We start from the raw sequence: 18,973 nt of genomic DNA, 5'->3' as shown, positions 1-18,973 counted from the left end.
GTTCTTGTGGGGCGATACTCGGGAAAGGGGAAGGGGGGGCGTCAACCGCTCACGGGTCCGCATCACGAACGGCGATGGCAGATGGGGTGGGGCGTGACGGTCAAAAAAACCGCGACACGAGGTCGCGGGTGTCCAACTGACAGTATCAGGAATTCAGACGGTTTTGGTCAGGGCGTGCTGGCGGGCCTTCTTGACGTAATCGGGGATGGTGTGCAGGTCGAGGCTGCGGCCGGCCTTGACCACCTGGCCGCTGGTGTCGTGGCCGATCAAGCCGGGCAACCGGCGAGAGGCGGCCAGCAAGGCCGGCAGGTCGACCCCGGTGTGGTAATTCATCAGTTCCAGCATGTGCACCATGTCTTCGGTGCAGACGTTGCCGGAGGCGCCCGGTGCATACGGGCAGCCGCCCAGCCCGCCGAGCGAGCCGTCGAAGCGGTCCACGCCGGCCTGTAGCGCTGCCATGGTATTGGATAGCGCCATGCCGCGCGTGTTGTGCAGGTGCACGGTCAAGGTGGTGTCGGGGAAAGCCTCGTGAAATGCGCTGCACAGTTCGAATACCTGGGTCGGCCAGGCCATGCCGGTGGTGTCGCACAGCGTGATGCCGCCGATTCCTGCGTCGATGGCTTTTTCCGCCCAGCCCAGCACCGTGGTGAACGCGATTCCACCTTCCATCGGGCAACCGAAAGAGCACGATAGTGAAAGGTTGAGCGCAACCGGGCTGCCCTGGCAGGCCGCCGCCACTTGCGCCGCTTGCTGGAACGATTGTTCCGGCGTCATGCGCAGGTTGGCCAGGTTATGGGTTTCGCTGACCGACATCACCAGATTCAGCTCGTCCACCCCGCATGACAGGGCCCGTTCCGCGCCGCGCATATTGGGCACCAGCGCAGCATAGCTGACGCCGGGCACCCGCTCGATGCCGCGCATCACGTCTTCGGCGTCGGCCAGGGTGGGAATGGCTTTGGGCGAGGTGAACGAGGTGACTTCGATCTTGTCGAGCCCGCAGCGGCTCAAGCGGTTGATTAGGTCGATCTTGTCCTGGGTGGGGACCATGCGCGGTTCGATCTGAAAACCGTCACGTGTGGCGACTTCCTGGATGAATACCCGCCTCTGTTGGCCGTTGAGTACCACGCTTGCTCTCCCGTGTTGATCTGCTTGGGATGGCAGTGTGCAGCGCAGGACGGGCCGGCACAATTGAGCAATCGGGATGCAAGCCTTCTCGCATCGAGAAGGCTCAGGCTTCGGCCGCCGCCTGGGCCACCAGGTGGTCGATCAACAGGCGCGATGGCACCGGCAGGTTCGCATAACTGCGCGTAACGATGGAAAGCGGGCGGCGCGCCCATGGCTCGTCCAGCTCGATCATGCGCAGCGCGCTGGTGCGCAGGTAGGGTTTGACGCTCGCCTTAGGCAAGAGCCCGATGCCGAGCCCGGCCGATACCATGTTGCGTACCCCTTCGAAGCTGGTCACCTGGATGCGGATCTTGTGCCGTTTTCCGGCCTGTTCGGCGCTTTGCGTGCACAGCGCCGAGATCGAGGCGCTCAGCGGCATGCTCACGTAGTCCTGGTCGAGCGTGTCGGCAAAACGCAGCCGCCTGGCCTGAGCCAGCGGGTGCTCCTGCGGCACGATCAGGACCAGGGTGTCCACCCGGTAGGGCCGCACCTCCAGCCCCGGCACCGGTTCGGGCAGGCTGCCGATGCCGATGTCGGTGATGCCTGCCTCCACCGCGCGCAGCACCTGGCTGCTGCTTTTTTCCGCCAGGTCGATCTTCACGTCCGGGTTGGCGGCGAGGAAGGACGACAAGTCGCCGGGCAGGTATTGCACCATGGTGGAGAAGTTCACGTGCATGCGTACGTGCCCGCGCACGCCCTGCGCGTACTCGCTCATTTCCGACGAAATCTGCCGCAGCTGGTCGAGCATGCGCTTGGCGTGGTGGTACAGCGCCGAGCCGGCCGGGGTCGGCTCCACGCCGCGGCTGTGGCGGTAGAGCAGGGTGGTGCCGGCGTCGCTTTCCAGCTCCGCGATGCGGCGGCTGATGGCGGAGGGCACGATGTGCTGCCGCTCCGAGGCCGCCGCCAGGCTGCCTTCCTCGATCACCGATACCAATACCTGCAGCGATTCGAGATCGAAACGCATGATGCTTTATCTCCTGGTTCGAGCCTTCTCGTTTCGAGATGGCTCGCTTGATTATTTAGCGTTTTTTCTCGGAACGCGAAATGTCCATGATGCATTCAAACAGCGCGGCCGGTTCGATTTGCCGCGCTACACGAAGCCAAGAGGAGAAGACATGGCTCAACCGGATCAAGCGCTGCCGTTGCAAGGCATCAAGGTCATCGAAATGGGCTCGCTGATTGCCGGTCCCTACGCCGGCACGGTGCTGGCCCAGTTCGGCGCCGAGGTGATCAAGATCGAGACCCCGGTCAACGGCGACCCGCTGCGCAAATGGCGCAAGCTGCACGAAGGCACTTCGCTGTGGTGGTACTCGCAGAGCCGCAACAAGAAATCGGTCACGCTCAACCTCAAGTCCGAGCGCGCCCAGCAGATCGTACTCGATCTGGTGAAAGACGCCGACATCGTGATCGAGAACTTCCGCCCCGGCCTGATGGAATCCTGGGGCTTGGGTTGGGAGCAGCTGTCGGCCATCAACCCCAGGCTCGTCATGGTGCGCATCTCCGGCTATGGCCAGAGCGGCCCTTACCGGGAACGCCCCGGCTTTGCCGCCATCGCCGAATCGATGGGTGGGTTGCGTTACCTCTCCGGCTACCCGGACCGCCCGCCGGTGCGCGTGGGTGTGAGCCTGGGCGATTCGCTGGCTTCGCTGTACGGCGTGATCGGCGCGCTGCTCGCCATGCATCACGTCAAGGCCAACCGCGGCGCCGGCCAGTTCATCGACGTGGCGCTGTACGAAGCGGTGTTCGGCATCATGGAAAGCCTGATTCCGGAATATTCCATGTTCGAACACATCCGCGAGCGTACCGGTTCGAGCCTGCCGGGCATTTCGCCCTCCAATACCTACCCCTGCGCCGATGGCAACTACGTGATCATCGCCGGCAACGGCGACGGCATCTTCAAGCGTTTGATGCACGCCATCGGGCTGCCCGAATTTGCCAATGATCCGCGTTTTGCCGACAACGCCAAGCGCGTGCAGCACAACGAACTGCTCGACCGCGTGATCGGCGAGTGGACCTCGCGCCATCCGATCGACACCGTGCTGGCGGTGCTGGAACAGGCCGACGTGCCGAGCGGCAAGATCTACACCGCGGCGGACATCGCACGCGATCCGCAATACGCAGCGCGCGGCATGATCGAACGCCACACGCTGCCGGACGGCCAGCCGATCGACCTGCCCGGCATCGTGCCCAAGCTCTCCGCCACCCCGGGCAGCACGCGCTGGGTCGGCCCCCAGCTCGGCCAGCATACCGATGAGATACTGGGTTCGCTCGGCCTCGATGCCGCCGCGCTCGAAGCCCTGCGTGCGGGAGGCGTCATCTGACGCTGCTTCACCGGTTTGCACACCCGCCGCGATGCGCGGCGCACACATAAAACAAGAGGAGACCACATGGCAGCTCGCACTTTGTTCGAGAAACTGTGGCAACGGCATGCGGTACGCGATACCGACGACGGCCACACGCTGCTCTATATCGACCTGCACCTGGTCAACGAGGTAACCAGCCCGCAAGCCTTCGAAGGGCTGCGCATCAGCCAGTTGAAACCGTGGCGTCCGGCCTCGGTGCTGGCCACCGAAGACCACAACGTGCCGACGGCCAACCGTGCCGGCGGCATTACCGACGACATCGCGCGCCGCCAGGTGGAAACGCTGCGCGCCAACTGCGCCAGCTTCGGCATCACCGAGTACACGATGCAGGACGCGCGCCAAGGCATCCTGCACGTGATCGGGCCGGAGCAGGGCGCCACCCTGCCAGGCATGACCATCGTCTGCGGCGATTCGCACACCACCACGCACGGCGCTTTCGCCACGCTGGCGTTCGGCATCGGCACCTCCGAAATCGAGCACGTGCTGGCCACGCAATGCCTGGTGGTCAAGAAGATGAGGACGATGCGCGTGCAGATCGACGGTGAGTTGCCGGCGGGCGTGACGTCCAAGGATGTGGCGCTGGCGCTGATCGGCCAGATCGGCACCGCAGGCGCCACCGGCTACGCGATCGAGTTTGCCGGTTCGGCCATCTCGGCGATGAGCATGGAGGCGCGCATGACCCTGTGCAATATGGCCATCGAAGCCGGTGCCCGCTGCGGCATGGTGGCGGTGGACGACAAGACCATCGACTATCTGCGTGGCCGCCCGCGCGCGCCGCAAGGGGTGCAATGGGATGCCGCTGAGGCCTACTGGCGCACCCTGCGCAGCGATGAGGGCGCCACTTTCGACGCCACCATCGTGTTCGACGCCGCCGCCATCCGCCCGCATGTCAGCTGGGGCACTTCGCCGGAAATGGTCAGCACCATCGACGGACGCGTGCCCACCCCAGCCGACGTGGCCGACCCGGTCAGGCGGCAAAGCATCGTGCGCGCGCTGGCCTACATGGGGCTGGAGCCGGGCACGGCGCTGCGCGATATCGCGCTCGACAAGATTTTCATCGGCTCGTGCACCAACGCCCGTATCGAAGATTTGCGCGCCGCCGCCAAGGTGGTTCAGGGCAAGCACATCGCCGCCAATATCGTGCAGGCGCTGGTGGTGCCCGGCTCGGGGCTGGTCAAGCGCCAGGCCGAGGCGGAAGGGCTGGACCGCATCTTCCTCGAGGCCGGTTTCGAATGGCGCGACCCGGGCTGCTCGATGTGCCTCGGCATGAACGACGACCGCCTGCAGCCGGGCGAGCGCTGCGCCTCAACCTCCAACCGCAATTTCGAGGGACGCCAGGGCGCCGGCGGGCGCACCCATCTGGTGAGCCCGCTCATGGCGGCGGCAGCGGCGATTGCCGGGCATTTCGTTGCCGTCGGCGAGATCTGAACCACGAACGCAAGCAAAGGAAGCAAGCACATGCAGGCTTTTACTTCTCTCGACGGGCTGGTGGTGCCGATCGACCGCGCCAACATCGATACCGATGCCATTCTGCCCAAGCAGTACCTGAAGATGATCGGCAAGACCGGCTTCGGCCCCTACCTGTTCGACGAATGGCGCTACCAGGACCGTGGCGAGCCGGGCCAGGATTGTTCGGCCCGCCCGCTGGTGCCGGATTTTCCGCTTAACCAGGCGCGTTACCAGGGCGCGTCCGTGCTGCTCGCACGCGAGAACTTCGGCTGCGGTTCCAGCCGCGAGCACGCGCCGTGGGCCTTGCGGGACTGGGGCGTCCGCGCGCTGATCGCGCCAAGCTTCGCCGAGATTTTCTACGGCAACTGCTTCAAGAACGGGCTGCTGCCGATCGTGCTCGACGGCGAGGTGGTCGAGCGCCTGTTCGAGCAGGTCGCGGCTACTCCCGGCTTCCGGCTGCAGGTGGACCTGGCCGGGCAGACCGTCACGGCGCCGGACGGCAGCGTGTCCCGCTTCGAGGTCGACCCGTTCCGCAAGGATTGTCTGCTGCACGGGCTGGATGAAATCGGCCTGACGCTGCAGCACCGCGAGGCCATCAGCCGGTTCGAACAGGCGCGCCGCGCCGAGGAGCCCTGGCTCTATGCAACGCTGTCGTGATCCCGGTCGGCACGGGTGTGCCGGTCATTTCTATAACGAAACAAAAACTACAAAAGCTGGATAACAGATCGCCCTTCAGAGGAGAACTAGATGGAAACCCAACAACTGGTCGCCACCCGTAAACCGTGGCATGCCGATCTCACCCCCACCCACTGGCGCGTGCTCACCGGCAGCTTCCTGGGCTGGATTTTCGATGGCTACGAGGCATTCGCCCTGGTCGTCGTGTTGTTCCCGATGTTGCATTCGTTGCTGACGCCCGCGCAGTTGGCGTCTCCCACCGTTTATGCCGGTACCGTCATCGGCGTGACCCTGCTGGGCTGGGGCATCGGCGGCCTGGTGGGCGGGGTGATGGCCGATTACGTCGGCCGCAAGCGCATGATGCTGTGGTCGGTGTTTCTCTATGCGCTGTTCTCCGGCTTCACCACCTTCTCGCAGACCTTCACGCAGCTGTGCGTGCTGCGCTTTATCACCGGCCTCGCCATGGGCAGCGAATGGAGCACGGGCATCTCACTGTTGGCTGAAACCTGGCCGGAAAAGGCGCGCGCCAAGGGCGCCGGTTTCCTGCAGTCCGGCTTTGGCTGGGGCACCCTGGCGGCGGCCGTGATCTGGTACGTGCTGGCGCAGTGGCATCCGCTGGGCGGTGAAACCTGGCGCCTGATGTTTGCGCTGGGTGCGGTGCCGGCCTTCTTCGTGCTGTACATCCGCCGTGGCGTCGACGAATCGGAAAAATGGAAGCAGGCGGTGCGAGAAAAGCGCTGGAACGCCACTGGTGGCAATGCCAAGGGGAGCGGCGACAAGCGCCCGTTCACCCTGGTCCAGCTCTTCAGCGAGCCGGAAGCCCGCCGCCGCACCCTCGTCACCCTGCTGCTGTCCCTGGTGACCACCGTGGGCTGGTGGGCGATCTCGAGCTGGCTGCCGACCTTCACCATCGCACTGGCCAAGGCCCAAGGTCTGGCGGATGCGCCTGCGTGGGGCTCGAAGATCACCATCCTGTATACCGCGGGCGCCATCGTCGCCTACATGGTGGCGGGCTTCGTCATCGACGTCATCGGCCGCCGTCCCTTCCTGTTCCTGACCTTCCTCGGCGCGCTGTTGACCACCTATGTCACCTACGCCATGACCTCGACGGTGGAGGCGATGATGCTGATCACGCCGATCAACGGCTTCTTCACCCTCGGCTGCGCTTACGTGTGGATGGCGATCTACCCGGCGGAACTGTTCACCTCTACGGTGCGCTCCACTGCCGCCAGCTTCGTGTTCAACGTGGCGCGCTTGATCGCCTGGGTGTTCCCCATCATCGCCGGCAGCATGATCAAATCGTTCGGCGGCGTCGCCAATGCGGCGCTGACGCTGGGTTCGATCTACCTGCTGGGCCTGATCCTGCCGTGGTTCCTGCCGGAAACCAAGGGCCAGGGCCTGCCGGACTGAGCCGGGCGATATCTCGTTCCATTGCCGTTCATTCCTGAGGAATGAATGGTCTTGCCGAGCGTTGGCGAACCCCCGATTTTTCGGGGGTTCAGTCTTTATGCGTTGTCACCCGGTCTATCGAGCGAACCGGGTATTCCCGGCATGGGGGAGCATGACGGGATGAACGGCGACAGCGGCCACGCCGACACTCCCCAGTTGGGGCGTCAGGCGGACACCAGCTCGCTCGTGGTTTCGAACCGCTGTTGATGCGTTCGAGGCATTAGGTTGGCCGATTCTCCTTTTCGATCAGTGGTTTGGCCCAGGTTCGCGCAGGACACGCTGGCTATGGCGGGGTATGGCGACGAACAGGGGTGGCATATTGCATATAAAAAAGCTTGCCAGTCGTAAAAATGGCTTATATACTGCGCAGCCTCTGACGACGAAACGCAAACGACGCCGACATCGGAGCAGTTCTGGAGAGGTGGATGAGTGGTTTAAGTCGCACGCCTGGAAAGCGTGTTTAGGGTAATACCCTAACGGGGGTTCGAATCCCCCCCTCTCCGCCAGAATATGTCAAAAAAGCCCTGATTATTCAGGGCTTTTTTGCTGTCTGTTTGTTTTGTCCTGCATAAAAACCTGCATTAAATTTTACGGCATTTTCTTGGCTTGTCGTCGAGATCGGTGTGCGCCTCTCTGCATCTTGGTGGATGTCAACGGCTCAGCCTGCCGTGCCGGCTTGACCTCGCTACTGTCTCTGCAGGAAGTTGCAGAGTAATGATGATCAGAAGGAGGGAGGGGGTGAGGTACTACCGCTTTGATATCTTGCTGTGCTTATGGTCCGTTGCGGCGGTGTGTGCTGTAGTGTCCCTTATCTCCATGCCGGTATGGACCGCAGGCGGCACCACTTGGGGCGTGTCGCCACACGGGCAACGCGAGATTGCCTACTTTGATCTGCTACTGGCCTTCATTTTCAGCTAGGCGGTACGCCAACCTGATTTGACCACCAAGCGCAATGTCACTCTGTTGCTGTGTTGTCTTTCCTTGGTGCTAGGAGAGAACCATCTGGAAGGATGGCTAGTCGAGCCGAGGGTATTCCACGTCCTGTTTACCCTGGGGAATGCGCTGGCGGTAGTGTGGGGTGTGGTGGCCTGCTGGAGTGTAAGAGGGGGCTGTGGCCGTCAAGCAGGATAGCGCGATTTACTTTGACCTTTCTGGTTACAACCGCGCACCAGTGATCATGCTGGTGTCGGGATGAACCAACCACCCCCTCCATTCCTTGCCCGTAGGAAATAAGCCTGCCGTATCGTTACGATGGCCATCACGCTGACGCGATATTTCTGCCAGCTTCCTCTGGCAGCTTGGCAGCAAGCCATGCTGTTTTCAGACCCACCCACCGAGTGTTGTCGACACCTGAGGGTAGGCTTCTTGCCGCTGCCGCAGTCCCTCTGAGGGGCTCATCCTCACGAGCCCCCAGCTAATCTGCCGGCCTGCGCGCCGTTTTTGACCATGGGAAGCGTAGGTGTCTCCGCCGGCCTCTGTCGTAGCCAAGTTCTACATTTCACTATGTTAGATAATTCTAATTATCCGTTTGGTGGGGGGATGGATAAAATAGGAACTATTGTTATCGTTCCTATTTGATGGAAGTTAGTTCTACGTACCCCGACTGCCTCCGACTATTACCCATAACGAAGTACATTATCTCACCTGAATGGGGAGTTGGCCGTTCTGGTTGGCAGCGCGCCTGTTGCAAGGGGTTGAATGTCCTATAGCTGGGTGCCAAGATATTGTCCTCCTGTTTGTAACAGGGTAAGAGCAGCGAGGGTATTCCAAACGCTGGGGGATTGAAGCGCACCACGCCCTGGCAGAGCGGGAATGGCTCGCTTTGTTATAGCAACCTGGCACTGCTATTGATATCGACGCTGAAAGCGTAGGGTATCCAGGCTAAGTGCATCTGTTATCGATTTGCTCGGTGTCTAGGACTGGGTGTCTGTTGAAAGGCAATCAGAGCAATGCGCTATATCCTGCCCAATAACCACAGGATGAGCAGGATCACCAATATCAACCCAAGACCACCGCTGGGACCGTAACCCCATCCTCGGCTGTGGGGCCAAGTGGGAATAGCGCCGATCAGCAGTAGAACCACGATGATCAGCAGAATGGTTCCTAATGTCATTCCATGTCTCCTAACTGTGAGTCGTAGCAGCGCAGCGTCCGAGAAAATTCTCGCAGCGCATCAATGCCGCTTTCCTCGGCACGCCGGCACCAGTCTTCCAACTGTTTCACCAGTTGCTCCTTCGACGTGGTGGACCGGCTCCACAGGGCAGTAAGATCCTGCCGCATCGCGTAAATGGTGCTCAACACGGTGCTGGAATGCAGGGCCTGTTCAAGGGCGGTGCGTTCCTGCTCCGGCAATGTCCTTACCCCTCTTTGCAGCCAGAGGCTGACCAGTACCTTGGAGTCTTTCCATTCGGGGGGCGTACTGGTCCGCAGGCTGCGAATTTCTTCTACGGCGGTTCGGTGCAGGGATTTGGCGAACTTGGCCAGTACGTCGTAACGGTGAGTGATGACCGCCTGCAGGGTGTCCACGTCGCAGCAGGTCTTGGATGTGTTGTAGCGGACTTGGGACGCAACCTTGCATACCTTCGCCAGGTGAAGCCTCTCCAGGATTCGGATGTACATCCAGCCGATGTCGAATTCCCACCACTTGCTGGACAGCTTGGCGGAGGAGGCATAGGCGTGGTGGTTGTTGTGCAGTTCTTCGCCACCGATCAGGATGCCCCACGGTACGACATTCCTTGAGGCATCGTTCGGTGCGAAATTGCGGTAGCCCCAATAGTGGCCAATACCATTGACGACGCCCGCTGCGAAGAACGGAATCCAAATCATCTGTACTGCCCACATGCTGAGTCCGATCGGACCAAACAGGATGATATCGATCCCCAGCATGAGGCCAATACCGAGCTGGGTGTGCCTCGCGTACAGGTTGCGTTCGATCCAGTCGTCGGGGGTGCCATGGCCGTATTTCTCCAGTGTTGCAGGGATACTGGACTCCAGGCGATAGAGTTCGGCGCCCTCGAATAGCACTTTCCGGATGCCATAAATCTGCGGGCTGTGGGGGTCTTCCGAGGTTTCGCAGTGGGCGTGGTGCTTGCGGTGGATGGCGGCCCATTCCTTGGTGACCATCCCAGTCGTCAGCCACAGCCAGAAACGGAAGAAGTGGCTGGCAATGGGGTGCAACGTGAGCGTGCGGTGTGCTTGGTGCCGGTGGAGAAAGATCGTTACCGACGCAATGGTGACGTGGGTCAGGCCCAGCGTCACCAGCACATAACCCCACCACGGTAGATCGAGCAGGCTCAGTCGCATCACCAGCTCCTTCACAAAACGACATGATGACCACCCTTGCTATTGGGAGTCACTTGCTTATCTCTGTTTTTAATATTAGTTAAACAAAGAAAGTTATCTGTACGCTATCGCACCCAGAGCCACAATTTCTGGTGGTAGACAAAAAAGCTCGTCCTCCAATGCCAGCGCGGCAGTTCGGCTCTACGACGGCACAGGTGGCCAGGGTGGGGCGTAGCTCTGAATCTCCGTTACCTGTGGGCTGGTTGGTGATGCCCTCGATTGACTATCCCGTGACAAGTTAATGTGCGGTTTGTACGCCAGCGAACGGAAACGCTTGTTGATACGGCGTACTTTTGAACGGCAACCCCAGATGGTCGCAAATCAGTCCACTCGAGCTGTTTTCGTCAAACAGTCAAAGGAATTGTCATGAAATACTCGATCCTGTTTTCAGCCGTACTGATTGCCTTGGCGTTAAGTGCGTGCGATAGACCAACTCCAGTTGTCGTGACTTCTCCACCGGCGGCTACCGTTCCCGTTCCCGGGCCTGCTGGCCCGACCGGTGCCGCAGGGGCGAGCGGAACAACGGGATCACCTGGTTACAGCGGTGCCACTGGGGCCACCGGGAGTACAGGAGCCACCGGGAGTACAGGAGCCACCGGGAGTACAGGAGCCACTGGAGCCTCCGGCTCTATTGGGGAGACCGGCGCAACTGGGGCTACTGGTGAGCGTGGCAAAACCGGCGGTGATGTCGTGGTGGTCGTTCCAGCTCCGTCTCCCGAGAAATGAGTTCCTCCTCGCACCGTATCGGAGACGCACAGCGGAGGTGCAGTCATCGCCCTTGTCACTATTGATGGGCTGCTGTTTCTAGATGCAGATGGAGAAGGGGGGCTTTAAAGTAAGCTTGACACGGTGCCAGCATTTTTCTGCTCGCCGTTGCCACCGATGTCACCATGGAGTGGCACTACTAGGCTTGTAGCGAGCTTACAGAAGTATTGCCGATGTCACCGTCCACCACCACGTGAGGTCTATGTGCGCCATCGTACCGACTGCGCTTGATCATGCGACTAGTCTTTCATTGGTATCGGGCCTTCCCATGAAGTTAGCTTAGGCGTGTTGCCACATGATTCCTGAAACATCCTGTCGTTGAGCGAAGAGCACACGCAATACGAGGCCAGCTGCGATGAAGGATGCTCGATTGGCCATTTCACCGTCGAGTTCCAAACGGAAGGAGTTTGATGTGAACTGGGATATCGTTGAAGGTAACTGGAAACAATTCAAGGGCATGGTGAAAGCAGAGTGGGGCAATCTCCCCGACGATTACCTGGACATGATTGCCGGCAAGCGAGTCGTGTTGATGGACAAGCATCCAGGATGCCTATGGAATTACAAAAAACGAAGCCGAGCAGCTGATCAAGCGCTTTGAAAAACACAACAATGATTACCATCCGAAACGCTCCTCCTAATCGGGCACACGCTGTGTACAGCGTTGTGCGGCGAACAGCATCAGGGTCGCCGAGTCAGGTTCTTTCTTGAAAGGGTTTCATGTCATGACGCGCTATAGACACTTTATCCCGCCATCGCTGCCGATTGGGGGTGGTGCGATAGCCTCCAATTTTGTCTCACTTGTGGTTGATCGCCGGCGCAGTCAAGAAAAAGGGCGGCCGAGGACGGAACTTGATGACTGGGAGGGAGAAGGAGGGCGCGTAGCAGCATCCCACGCTGTAGTGCCTTGATTGCAGATGCCTGCCTTTTGTTGCGTTCACTATGCATCATAACAACCTAAAATGTGATTATTAAGCGCGTTGGCAATTAGTGCGTAACCCGAGGGGCCCCTGGATGCATCACTCCCTCGGTTCCTGTCAGTTTGGACATGCTCTGGTCACTCAGCACCACTCCAACCTGATGACACGCCGCAGTTCGAAGGCGGCATCGACGTCATTGGCCACCCGTATGCGATAGCTGGCATTTCGCAGCTCCCTACTCACCAAGTCCGTGACGAAAGGATCATCGTCCAGAACCAACAGCGTGGGGGGATGATTCTGTTTATTGAGACCACCGGCAGCGTTAAAGGGCCCGCCCCAATTAACCTCTCGCAGGCCTCGGCAGAGAGTGCCTTGCTGAAGTAATGTCCCTGTACCATCTCACAACCATGGGCTGCCAGTAGCATCACTTGTCCTTCCGTCTCCGCCATTTCGTCCACTACTAGCAGCCCCAAGCGGTGCGCCATTGAGCTGCCCCATCGCTCATCTGTTCCGACCATAGTAAGTCGAGGCAAAAGAGCGGGGGCCATCGCCTCAAACCACCGCTGCTTGCTGGATACGGCTTCTCCTGGCGGCATTCAGCGTGTTCTGCATCAGCATCGCGATGGTCATCGGGCCAACACCGCCGGGAACGGGCGTGATGGCCGACGCCACGGTTTTCACCTCGTCGAAGTCCACATCCCCCACCAGCCGCGAATAGTCCCCCGGGTGGTCGATACGGTTGATGCCCACGTCGATGACCACGGCCCCCGGCTTGACCCAATCGGCCTTAACCAGGCCCGGCACCCCGACAGCGGCGATGACGATATCGGCCTGGCGGCACACCGCCTCGGGGGACAAGGTACGACTATGAACGATGGTCACGGTGCAATCGTGCTGCAGCAGCAGGTTGGCCATTGGCTTGCCGACGATATTGGAACGTCCGATCACCACGGCGTGCAGGCCGCACAGCTTGTCGCCGAGCACCTCCTGGATCAGGTGCAGCGCCCCCAGTGGGGTGCAGGGCACCAGCGCCTCGTGCAGCGCCCCGGTGGCGAGATGTCCGACGTTAACGTAATGAAAGCCGTCCACGTCTTTGCTCGGATCAATCGCCTTGATGATCTGGCAGGCATCGATATGCCTGGGCAATGGCAACTGCACGAGAATACCGTGAATTTCTGGATCGCCGTTGAGCCTGCCTATCAATTCCAACAGCTCGCTTCCCCGCGTTTCGGCCGACAAGGTGTATTGCCGCGAGAGAAATCCACACTCTTCGGCACGGCGGCTCTTGTTGCGCACGTACACGGTGCTGGCAGGATCGTCTCCAACCAGGATGACAGCCAGGCCGGGACGCAGTCGCTCCGCCCTGACTGCCGCTGTCACACTGGCGATGACTTGGCTGGCCGAAGCCTTGCCATCGATGAGGTAAGGCTGGTTAGTGAAAGATGACGGTGCGATCTTCATTGAGCAGAATCCGATGTTCGAGGTGGAGCTTCACCGCCTTGGCCAGTACCTGGCACTCGGTGTCGCGGCCGATGGCGACCATGTCGTCGGCGGTGGCCGAATGGTCGACGCGATGCACGTTCTGCTCGATGATCGGGCCTTCGTCCAGATCCGCCGTCACGTAGTGCGCGGTGGCGCCGATCAGCTTCACGCCGCGCTTGTGCGCCTGATGGTAGGGGCGCGCACCCTTGAAACTGGGCAGGAAGGAGTGATGGATGTTGATCACATGGCCGGCCAATTCGCGCGACAGATCGTCGGACAGCACCTGCATGTAGCGCGCCAGTATGACCAAGTCGATTTTCTGCTCCCGCACCAGTTCGAGCAGCTTTGCCTCCTGCTCCTCCTTGGTGTCAGCGGTGATCGGTAGATGATGGAACGGGACGCCCTCGTGCTCGGCACGGCGGGCAAAGGTTTGATGGTTGGAGACGATCGAGATCAGCTCCATCGGCAGTTGGTTAATGCTGTTGCGGTACAACAGATCGTTCAGGCAATGGCCGAGCTGCGACACCATGATCATCACACGCGGCTTGATATCCAAGTCGAACACGTGCCAATCCATGCCATAAGCCAGCGCCACCGGCGCAAAACCCTGCCTGAAATCGTCGATGGTCATTTTCTCGTGGACCTCGAAGCACACGCGCATGAAGAAGCGGTGGTTATCCGGGTCCACATACTGGCCGCTCTCCATAATGTTGCCGCTCTGGGCCGCGATGCAGTTGCCGACGGCTGCGACGATCGCTTTACGGTCGTCGCAGGCAAGGGTGAGAACGAATTTCTTGACGCTCATGGTTGGCTCCGAAAAAGAAGCTGGGGTGGATGTTTTCTGGTAGCTCATCATTCTTCTTCAAACCGTTCACCGTGTTCGATAAGCTGCGGTTTTCATGGTGAAATATGAGCCAATCGGCTTTTTGCAACAAAGGATTTCTTGGCATATATGCATTCCATTATGGAATGCGAAAACCGTGCCTAACCGAGGTAAACTGTTGCAATAGTCCGCATACGGGAACGTTTCCATGAAAACAACTTTTCGGCATCTGCCACCTTTGAATACGCTAGTGTTTTTCGAGGCGGCGGCACGGCATCGCAGTTTCACCAAGGCGGCGGATGAGTTGTTCATTACCCAGAGTGCGGTCAGCAAGCAGATCAGGATTCTGGAAGAAAGTCTGGGGTTCGAACTGTTCAGGCGGGAGGCGCGGCAATTGCTGTTGACCGATGCCGGGAAGGAACTCCATAGCGACGTGAATGCCATGCTCCAGCAATTGACGGAGAGCATCAGCCGCATCCGCAGCTGGGCGGAAGGGCAAAGCGTGACCATCAGTTGCACCCAGGCGGTGTCACACTACTGGCTGTTCCCGCGCATCGCGCGGTTCAACACGCAGCACCCGGATATCACCGTCAACATTTATGCGACGAATGAGATCACGGAAATGTCCTGCTTGCGCTTCGACCTCGGCATTCTCAACGGTGACAACAACTGGCGAGTGCCCTTGCACAGCCACATGCTCTTCGAAGAACGGATCTATCCCGTCAGTCGCTACGACTATCCCATCGACAAACTGCTGACGCCGGAAGAACTGCTCCAGCAACGTCTGATTCATCTCGACCCCAGCGCGTGGCGCTGGCCCACCTGGATCGACTGGTTCGCCCATTTCGGCATTGCCTACACCATCCCCAAGAATGCCCAGTTGTTCAATCAAGTCACGCTCGCCCTGGATGCAACCGTTCAAGGCATGGGTATCGGTTTGGGCTGGGAGTTCATGACGCATGCCCTATTGGCGAACAAGGACATCAAGCGCGTCAGTGAGTTTTATTACGCGCCTGGCAAGAGCGACTATCTGGTCTACGGGAAAAGCCGCTCCCTGAGCCCTTCCGCCATGGTATTCCGGGACTGGCTGCTGGCCGACCTGCAGGCAGAACATGCCAATACACATGGATAGCCCGCATATCGGTCCCGCTTCCCCTGGCATTCCTGGATAAATCGTGCAAAAGCCCTGAGATTGAAAACTCCAGGGTTATGTATTTCATTACTGAAGGGATGCCAGGTGCTATTTGAGATAGGCGAAGGCTTGTACTTCGATCAAGTACTCCGGCGCGGCCAGACGGCTCTCCACACAGGCTCTGGCCGGCTTTTCCACGTCCGCGAGCCAGTCTTCGTAGACCGCATTCATGGCGTCAAAATCGCCCATGTCGGCCAACCAGATCTGGATGCGTGTGAGGTTCTGCTTGCTCGCTCCGACAGAAGCCAGCAGGGCCTCGATATTGCCCAACACTTCCAGGGTCTGGCCTTTGATATCGAGCGCAGGGGTTTCCGCCACCTGCCCCGCCGTTTCGATGAACCCATCGTATTTGACGAGTTGCGACATCCGCTGGTTTTGCTTTGTTCGGGTAATCATTATGCAAGTCCTGGTTAAGTTTCCATCAAAGTCCATGAAACGTCGATTGCCTGCCTAGACAACACTCGGCCGGATGCCCCGCGCCAGCCCCATCAGGTTATATGTCGCCGCCGGCGTTTCCCGATTCGTACTTGAGGCGCAGACGGGCTCCGGCCTTCCGGAAAGGATCCGGCGGCACCCAGCTTGGCTTGCTATTGGCAAGGAGGAAACCGAGGTTATCGCTCTTGATGCCGTTCATATGGTCCGCCATGTAGTAGCCGAGGTAGGTCCCCTTCGCCACGCCCACGCCATTGCAGCCGCCGAGCAGATACACGCCGTCGCCGGTATCCTTGAACACCGGCTCGTGATTGAGCGTCATGCACAGCATGCCGCCCCAGGTGAAATCGAAAGCCATCGATTTCAAGAATGGGAAGCGTGCTTCGAATGACCGGCGATGTTGCATCCAGGCTTTGTGCAGCCCCTCTTGGGTGCTTTGCAGGCCGGGTTCGAAATCGAGCATGTTCCTGACGAAAATGCGGTGGTCGGCAGTAAACCGCACGCTGGCTCCCGCCGGATGTGCCGAGGTCACTCCCCAAGGCTGAACAGCCTTGAAATGCTCTGAATATTGTTTATCTGTCAGCGGCTCGGTCAGGCTCGCATAGGTGAAGACAGGAGCAATCCGGTTGGAAAGCTTGCCGAACTCCTCGTTGAACGAGTTAGCTGCTTGCACGACAACCTTGGCTTTGATCGTGCCGCCAACGAATTTCAGCACATGGGGAGAGCCGTATTCGCACGCCATGACCGGGCTCTCTTCAAACAGCGAGACCGACTTGGGCAGCCCGGCAGCCAATCCGCGTATCAGCGCAGAGGGATTAACCAAGACGTTGCCCGGTGTGTAAACCGCGGCGCGGTAATAGTTGGTGCCGAGACGTTTTTCCAGGGCTTTGCCTTCAACGACCTCGTATTCGAAATTCGAAGCCTTCAGGGTTTGGATAAAACTGTCGAGGCCAGATAGATTGCGTTCCTCATGGGCCGCCATATATTTGCCCACGTCGAGCCAACTGCAGTTGATGTCGAGAGAATTCTTGAATTGCCGCAAGCGTTCGATGGCGAAAGTATTGAGCTGATACAGTCGACGATCATGCTCAACGTCCGGCTTGCCTGCATCCAGGTTGTGGGGAAGATCGATGATGAAGCCCGAGTTGCGGCCAGACGTTCCTTGCCCGACCTGCAGCGCATCGATCAAGGCAATGCGCGCGCCAGGATTGATCTCGGCATAACGATATGCCAGCGAAACACCAGTAAAACCAGCGCCGATGATGGCCACGTCGAACTGATGGACGCCCTTGAGGCGCTTGCCGAGACGAATCTGGCGATCCGGCGCGGTCTCGAACCACCCCAGGTCACCATCGATGCGCGGAAGTCTGCTTACTTTGTGCATGGCCTTGCTCCTTTGAAACTTGCCTAAGTTTCAACTTGCTATGGCATGTTTTCAAACGAAGCTTTGGCATTGATGGATTCCATGATGGAATGTATTGAGCAGCAGTCCAATTGCTCACTACCGTGAGTGAGTCCGAATTTTTGTGTAACGCAGCCAATACTCGACTATGTCCAGCGTGACTGTTAAGGCCGGTTATGCAAAGCCTGCGATTATGGAAAGTAACCTGGGTGGCTGGGCTAAGAAGCTGGCAGGAAGCGGTTTGGCAGCAGCGGATAGGCCCCACGCGCTGCGGGTTCCCGGGGGCGTACCGGCTCAACTCCGGCGCGCGTAGCGTGCCGCCACGAGTTGCATGAGTTGGCGCACCAGCCCGAGGAAAGTGGCCGACCAGGCGACCAGCGCGACCCAGAAGAACGCCTGTGGTAGGAACCACAGGAAGCCAAAGTCCATCGCCTGCAGCATTTGGTGGGTGCCGGCCGAGTACATGCCCAGCGGGAACACCGCGCCCCAATACAGCGGGTCGTAGCGCAGCGGGAAGCGTCGATAGATGTGGCGCCACGCGGCCAGTACCAGCAGCATCGGGATCCACCATGTACCGGTGGCCCAGTAGAAGACGGTGAAGCCCTTGATGAACGGCTCCAGCGAGCGCAAGTACCACGCATCCGGGGCATTGAGGATCAGCATCGAGCCCGCCAGCGTGGAGATGGCCATGGCGCCCATGTTGATCCAGTAGGGCGGTGACAGGTCGGCTGGCGAGAACCGGAACATTGTGTAGCGGTAGAAGATCAGCGACATCGTCCAGATGTAGAGCATGCCGCCCAACAGCCACATCGATAGTGCTAGGAAATTGACTTCTAGCCGGTTGGGCTGCTGGATATGGGCCGCCACCAGCGTGCCGAGCACCGCCAGCGATTGCGACGCCACCACCGCCAACAGCCAAGCGCCGTTGATGCCCTTGTCGAGCGTGGGCTTGGTCTCCTTGACGATGAAGCCGGTGAAGACTGTGTACGTCAACAGGACCCACAGCCCGACGGCGACGGCGAACATCGTCATGCCGACTGCGAAATTGCCATTGAGCACAACGGCTTGGCTGCCGATGAGACTGGTGGCAGCCACCATCGTGAAAAAACCTGGCCCGCGCAGGTGATCGATCATGTCGTCGAGGAACTGGTGCGGATAACGCACTGCGCGCAGCACCGTCAGCATCCATAGCACTGCATAAAAGACGATGTTTGCATAGAACAGTACCTGTGCCAGGCCCAGGATACCCTGCTGGTAGGCAGCCAACGAGACGATGCCGGTAGCCATGACCATGCCGAAGTAGGCTGGGGACATGTTGGCCAAGTCGGAGTCGACGGACATTTGAACCGTTGTGGGGGACAAGTTCATCGAAAAGAGGCCTTCAAGGTAAAGGAACGAGGCGATGTCCGCTTACCCTACACGGACTTGAAATCACAGGGAAGTTCTCTGCCTCAGCCGGATTACGCAAGTAGAACCATGCCAAACGTTGAACTCTAGGCAGATCAATGCTTTTGACCT

15 protein-coding genes and 1 tRNA gene are annotated in these 18,973 nt (G+C 59.5%); 7 read left to right on the top strand and 9 right to left on the bottom strand.

Annotated features, from left to right (window positions below):
- Window positions 1-153 precede the first annotated feature (153 nt).
- Together AC3WG5_RS10810 and AC3WG5_RS10805 are read right to left on the bottom strand one after the other, a co-directional pair.
- Window positions 154-1,125, bottom strand: coding sequence for a hydroxymethylglutaryl-CoA lyase (locus tag AC3WG5_RS10810; protein WP_492568665.1), 972 nt, complete (start codon window positions 1,123-1,125; stop codon window positions 154-156).
- Window positions 1,126-1,228: 103 nt separating this feature from the next.
- Window positions 1,229-2,128, bottom strand: a complete 900-nt coding sequence (locus tag AC3WG5_RS10805; RefSeq protein ID WP_492568664.1) for a LysR family transcriptional regulator — start codon at window positions 2,126-2,128, stop codon at window positions 1,229-1,231.
- A gap of 151 nt (window positions 2,129-2,279) precedes the next feature.
- On the opposite strand from AC3WG5_RS10805, the gene AC3WG5_RS10800 reads away from it, so the two are divergent.
- From AC3WG5_RS10800 to AC3WG5_RS10780, 5 genes are all read left to right on the top strand, one after another.
- Window positions 2,280-3,485: a CaiB/BaiF CoA transferase family protein gene (locus AC3WG5_RS10800; RefSeq protein WP_492568663.1), complete on the top strand. Its 1,206-nt coding sequence runs from the start codon at window positions 2,280-2,282 to the stop codon at window positions 3,483-3,485.
- Window positions 3,486-3,551: 66 nt separating this feature from the next.
- Complete coding sequence (gene leuC / locus AC3WG5_RS10795; RefSeq protein WP_492568662.1) at window positions 3,552-4,955, top strand: 3-isopropylmalate dehydratase large subunit; 1,404 nt, start codon at window positions 3,552-3,554, stop codon at window positions 4,953-4,955.
- A 30-nt stretch (window positions 4,956-4,985) separates the two neighbouring features.
- On the top strand, window positions 4,986-5,633 hold the full coding sequence (gene leuD, locus AC3WG5_RS10790; protein WP_492568661.1) for a 3-isopropylmalate dehydratase small subunit: 648 nt from the start codon (window positions 4,986-4,988) through the stop codon (window positions 5,631-5,633).
- Window positions 5,634-5,723: 90 nt separating this feature from the next.
- Window positions 5,724-7,061, top strand: coding sequence for an MFS transporter (locus AC3WG5_RS10785; RefSeq protein ID WP_492568660.1), 1,338 nt, complete (start codon window positions 5,724-5,726; stop codon window positions 7,059-7,061).
- A 454-nt stretch (window positions 7,062-7,515) separates the two neighbouring features.
- Window positions 7,516-7,606 (top strand) — tRNA-Ser (locus AC3WG5_RS10780).
- Between the two features lie 1,448 nt (window positions 7,607-9,054).
- Here the strand turns inward: AC3WG5_RS10780 and AC3WG5_RS10775 are convergent.
- Together AC3WG5_RS10775 and AC3WG5_RS10770 are read right to left on the bottom strand one after the other, a co-directional pair.
- Window positions 9,055-9,213, bottom strand: coding sequence for a DUF3309 family protein (locus AC3WG5_RS10775; protein ID WP_008952645.1), 159 nt, complete (start codon window positions 9,211-9,213; stop codon window positions 9,055-9,057).
- Complete coding sequence (locus tag AC3WG5_RS10770; RefSeq protein ID WP_492568659.1) at window positions 9,210-10,403, bottom strand: DesA family fatty acid desaturase; 1,194 nt, start codon at window positions 10,401-10,403, stop codon at window positions 9,210-9,212. The genes AC3WG5_RS10775 and AC3WG5_RS10770 overlap by 4 nt, the downstream gene beginning before the upstream one ends.
- Window positions 10,404-11,619: 1,216 nt before the next feature.
- Between AC3WG5_RS10770 and AC3WG5_RS10765 the strand changes: the two genes are divergently transcribed.
- On the top strand, window positions 11,620-11,805 hold the full coding sequence (locus AC3WG5_RS10765) for a CsbD family protein (protein ID WP_492568658.1): 186 nt from the start codon (window positions 11,620-11,622) through the stop codon (window positions 11,803-11,805).
- An 871-nt stretch (window positions 11,806-12,676) separates the two neighbouring features.
- Here AC3WG5_RS10765 and AC3WG5_RS10760 read toward each other — a convergent pair.
- Entirely contained in the window at window positions 12,677-13,585 is a 909-nt protein-coding gene (locus AC3WG5_RS10760; RefSeq protein ID WP_492568657.1) for a bifunctional 5,10-methylenetetrahydrofolate dehydrogenase/5,10-methenyltetrahydrofolate cyclohydrolase, read from the bottom strand.
- Window positions 13,557-14,411, bottom strand: a complete 855-nt coding sequence (purU, locus tag AC3WG5_RS10755) for a formyltetrahydrofolate deformylase (protein ID WP_492568656.1) — start codon at window positions 14,409-14,411, stop codon at window positions 13,557-13,559. The genes AC3WG5_RS10760 and purU overlap by 29 nt, the downstream gene beginning before the upstream one ends.
- A gap of 226 nt (window positions 14,412-14,637) precedes the next feature.
- Here purU and AC3WG5_RS10750 point away from each other — a divergent pair, with 226 nt between their 5' ends.
- Complete coding sequence (locus AC3WG5_RS10750; RefSeq protein ID WP_482581012.1) at window positions 14,638-15,561, top strand: LysR substrate-binding domain-containing protein; 924 nt, start codon at window positions 14,638-14,640, stop codon at window positions 15,559-15,561.
- Between the two features lie 108 nt (window positions 15,562-15,669).
- Here AC3WG5_RS10750 and AC3WG5_RS10745 read toward each other — a convergent pair whose 3' ends face one another.
- The 3 genes from AC3WG5_RS10745 to AC3WG5_RS10735 form a co-directional block, all read right to left on the bottom strand.
- Entirely contained in the window at window positions 15,670-16,017 is a 348-nt protein-coding gene (locus AC3WG5_RS10745; RefSeq protein WP_492568655.1) for a RidA family protein, read from the bottom strand.
- 97 nt (window positions 16,018-16,114) lie between these two features.
- Complete coding sequence (locus AC3WG5_RS10740; protein ID WP_492568654.1) at window positions 16,115-17,437, bottom strand: NAD(P)/FAD-dependent oxidoreductase; 1,323 nt, start codon at window positions 17,435-17,437, stop codon at window positions 16,115-16,117.
- Window positions 17,438-17,749: 312 nt separating this feature from the next.
- On the bottom strand, window positions 17,750-18,769 hold the full coding sequence (locus AC3WG5_RS10735) for a tellurite resistance/C4-dicarboxylate transporter family protein (RefSeq protein ID WP_492568653.1): 1,020 nt from the start codon (window positions 18,767-18,769) through the stop codon (window positions 17,750-17,752).
- Window positions 18,770-18,973: the final 204 nt, after the last annotated feature.

The organism is Pseudogulbenkiania sp. FW507-F1 (assembly GCF_058781125.1).
This window is presented reverse-complemented; position numbering and strand designations above follow the sequence as displayed.

What these genes read in the sequence shown, in the direction of transcription:
- AC3WG5_RS10805 (WP_492568664.1), bottom strand. Translation starts at nt 2,128, where the DNA reads ATGCGTTTCGATCTCGAATCGCTGCAGGTATTGGTATCGGTGATCGAG.
- AC3WG5_RS10800 (WP_492568663.1), top strand. Translation starts at nt 2,280, where the DNA reads ATGGCTCAACCGGATCAAGCGCTGCCGTTGCAAGGCATCAAGGTCATC.
- leuC (WP_492568662.1), top strand. Translation starts at nt 3,552, where the DNA reads ATGGCAGCTCGCACTTTGTTCGAGAAACTGTGGCAACGGCATGCGGTA.
- leuD (WP_492568661.1), top strand. Translation starts at nt 4,986, where the DNA reads ATGCAGGCTTTTACTTCTCTCGACGGGCTGGTGGTGCCGATCGACCGC.
- AC3WG5_RS10785 (WP_492568660.1), top strand. Translation starts at nt 5,724, where the DNA reads ATGGAAACCCAACAACTGGTCGCCACCCGTAAACCGTGGCATGCCGAT.
- AC3WG5_RS10775 (WP_008952645.1), bottom strand. Translation starts at nt 9,213, where the DNA reads ATGACATTAGGAACCATTCTGCTGATCATCGTGGTTCTACTGCTGATC.
- AC3WG5_RS10770 (WP_492568659.1), bottom strand. Translation starts at nt 10,403, where the DNA reads ATGCGACTGAGCCTGCTCGATCTACCGTGGTGGGGTTATGTGCTGGTG.
- AC3WG5_RS10760 (WP_492568657.1), bottom strand. Translation starts at nt 13,585, where the DNA reads ATGAAGATCGCACCGTCATCTTTCACTAACCAGCCTTACCTCATCGAT.
- purU (WP_492568656.1), bottom strand. Translation starts at nt 14,411, where the DNA reads ATGAGCGTCAAGAAATTCGTTCTCACCCTTGCCTGCGACGACCGTAAA.
- AC3WG5_RS10750 (WP_482581012.1), top strand. Translation starts at nt 14,638, where the DNA reads ATGAAAACAACTTTTCGGCATCTGCCACCTTTGAATACGCTAGTGTTT.
- AC3WG5_RS10745 (WP_492568655.1), bottom strand. Translation starts at nt 16,017, where the DNA reads ATGATTACCCGAACAAAGCAAAACCAGCGGATGTCGCAACTCGTCAAA.
- AC3WG5_RS10740 (WP_492568654.1), bottom strand. Translation starts at nt 17,437, where the DNA reads ATGCACAAAGTAAGCAGACTTCCGCGCATCGATGGTGACCTGGGGTGG.
- AC3WG5_RS10735 (WP_492568653.1), bottom strand. Translation starts at nt 18,769, where the DNA reads ATGTCCCCAGCCTACTTCGGCATGGTCATGGCTACCGGCATCGTCTCG.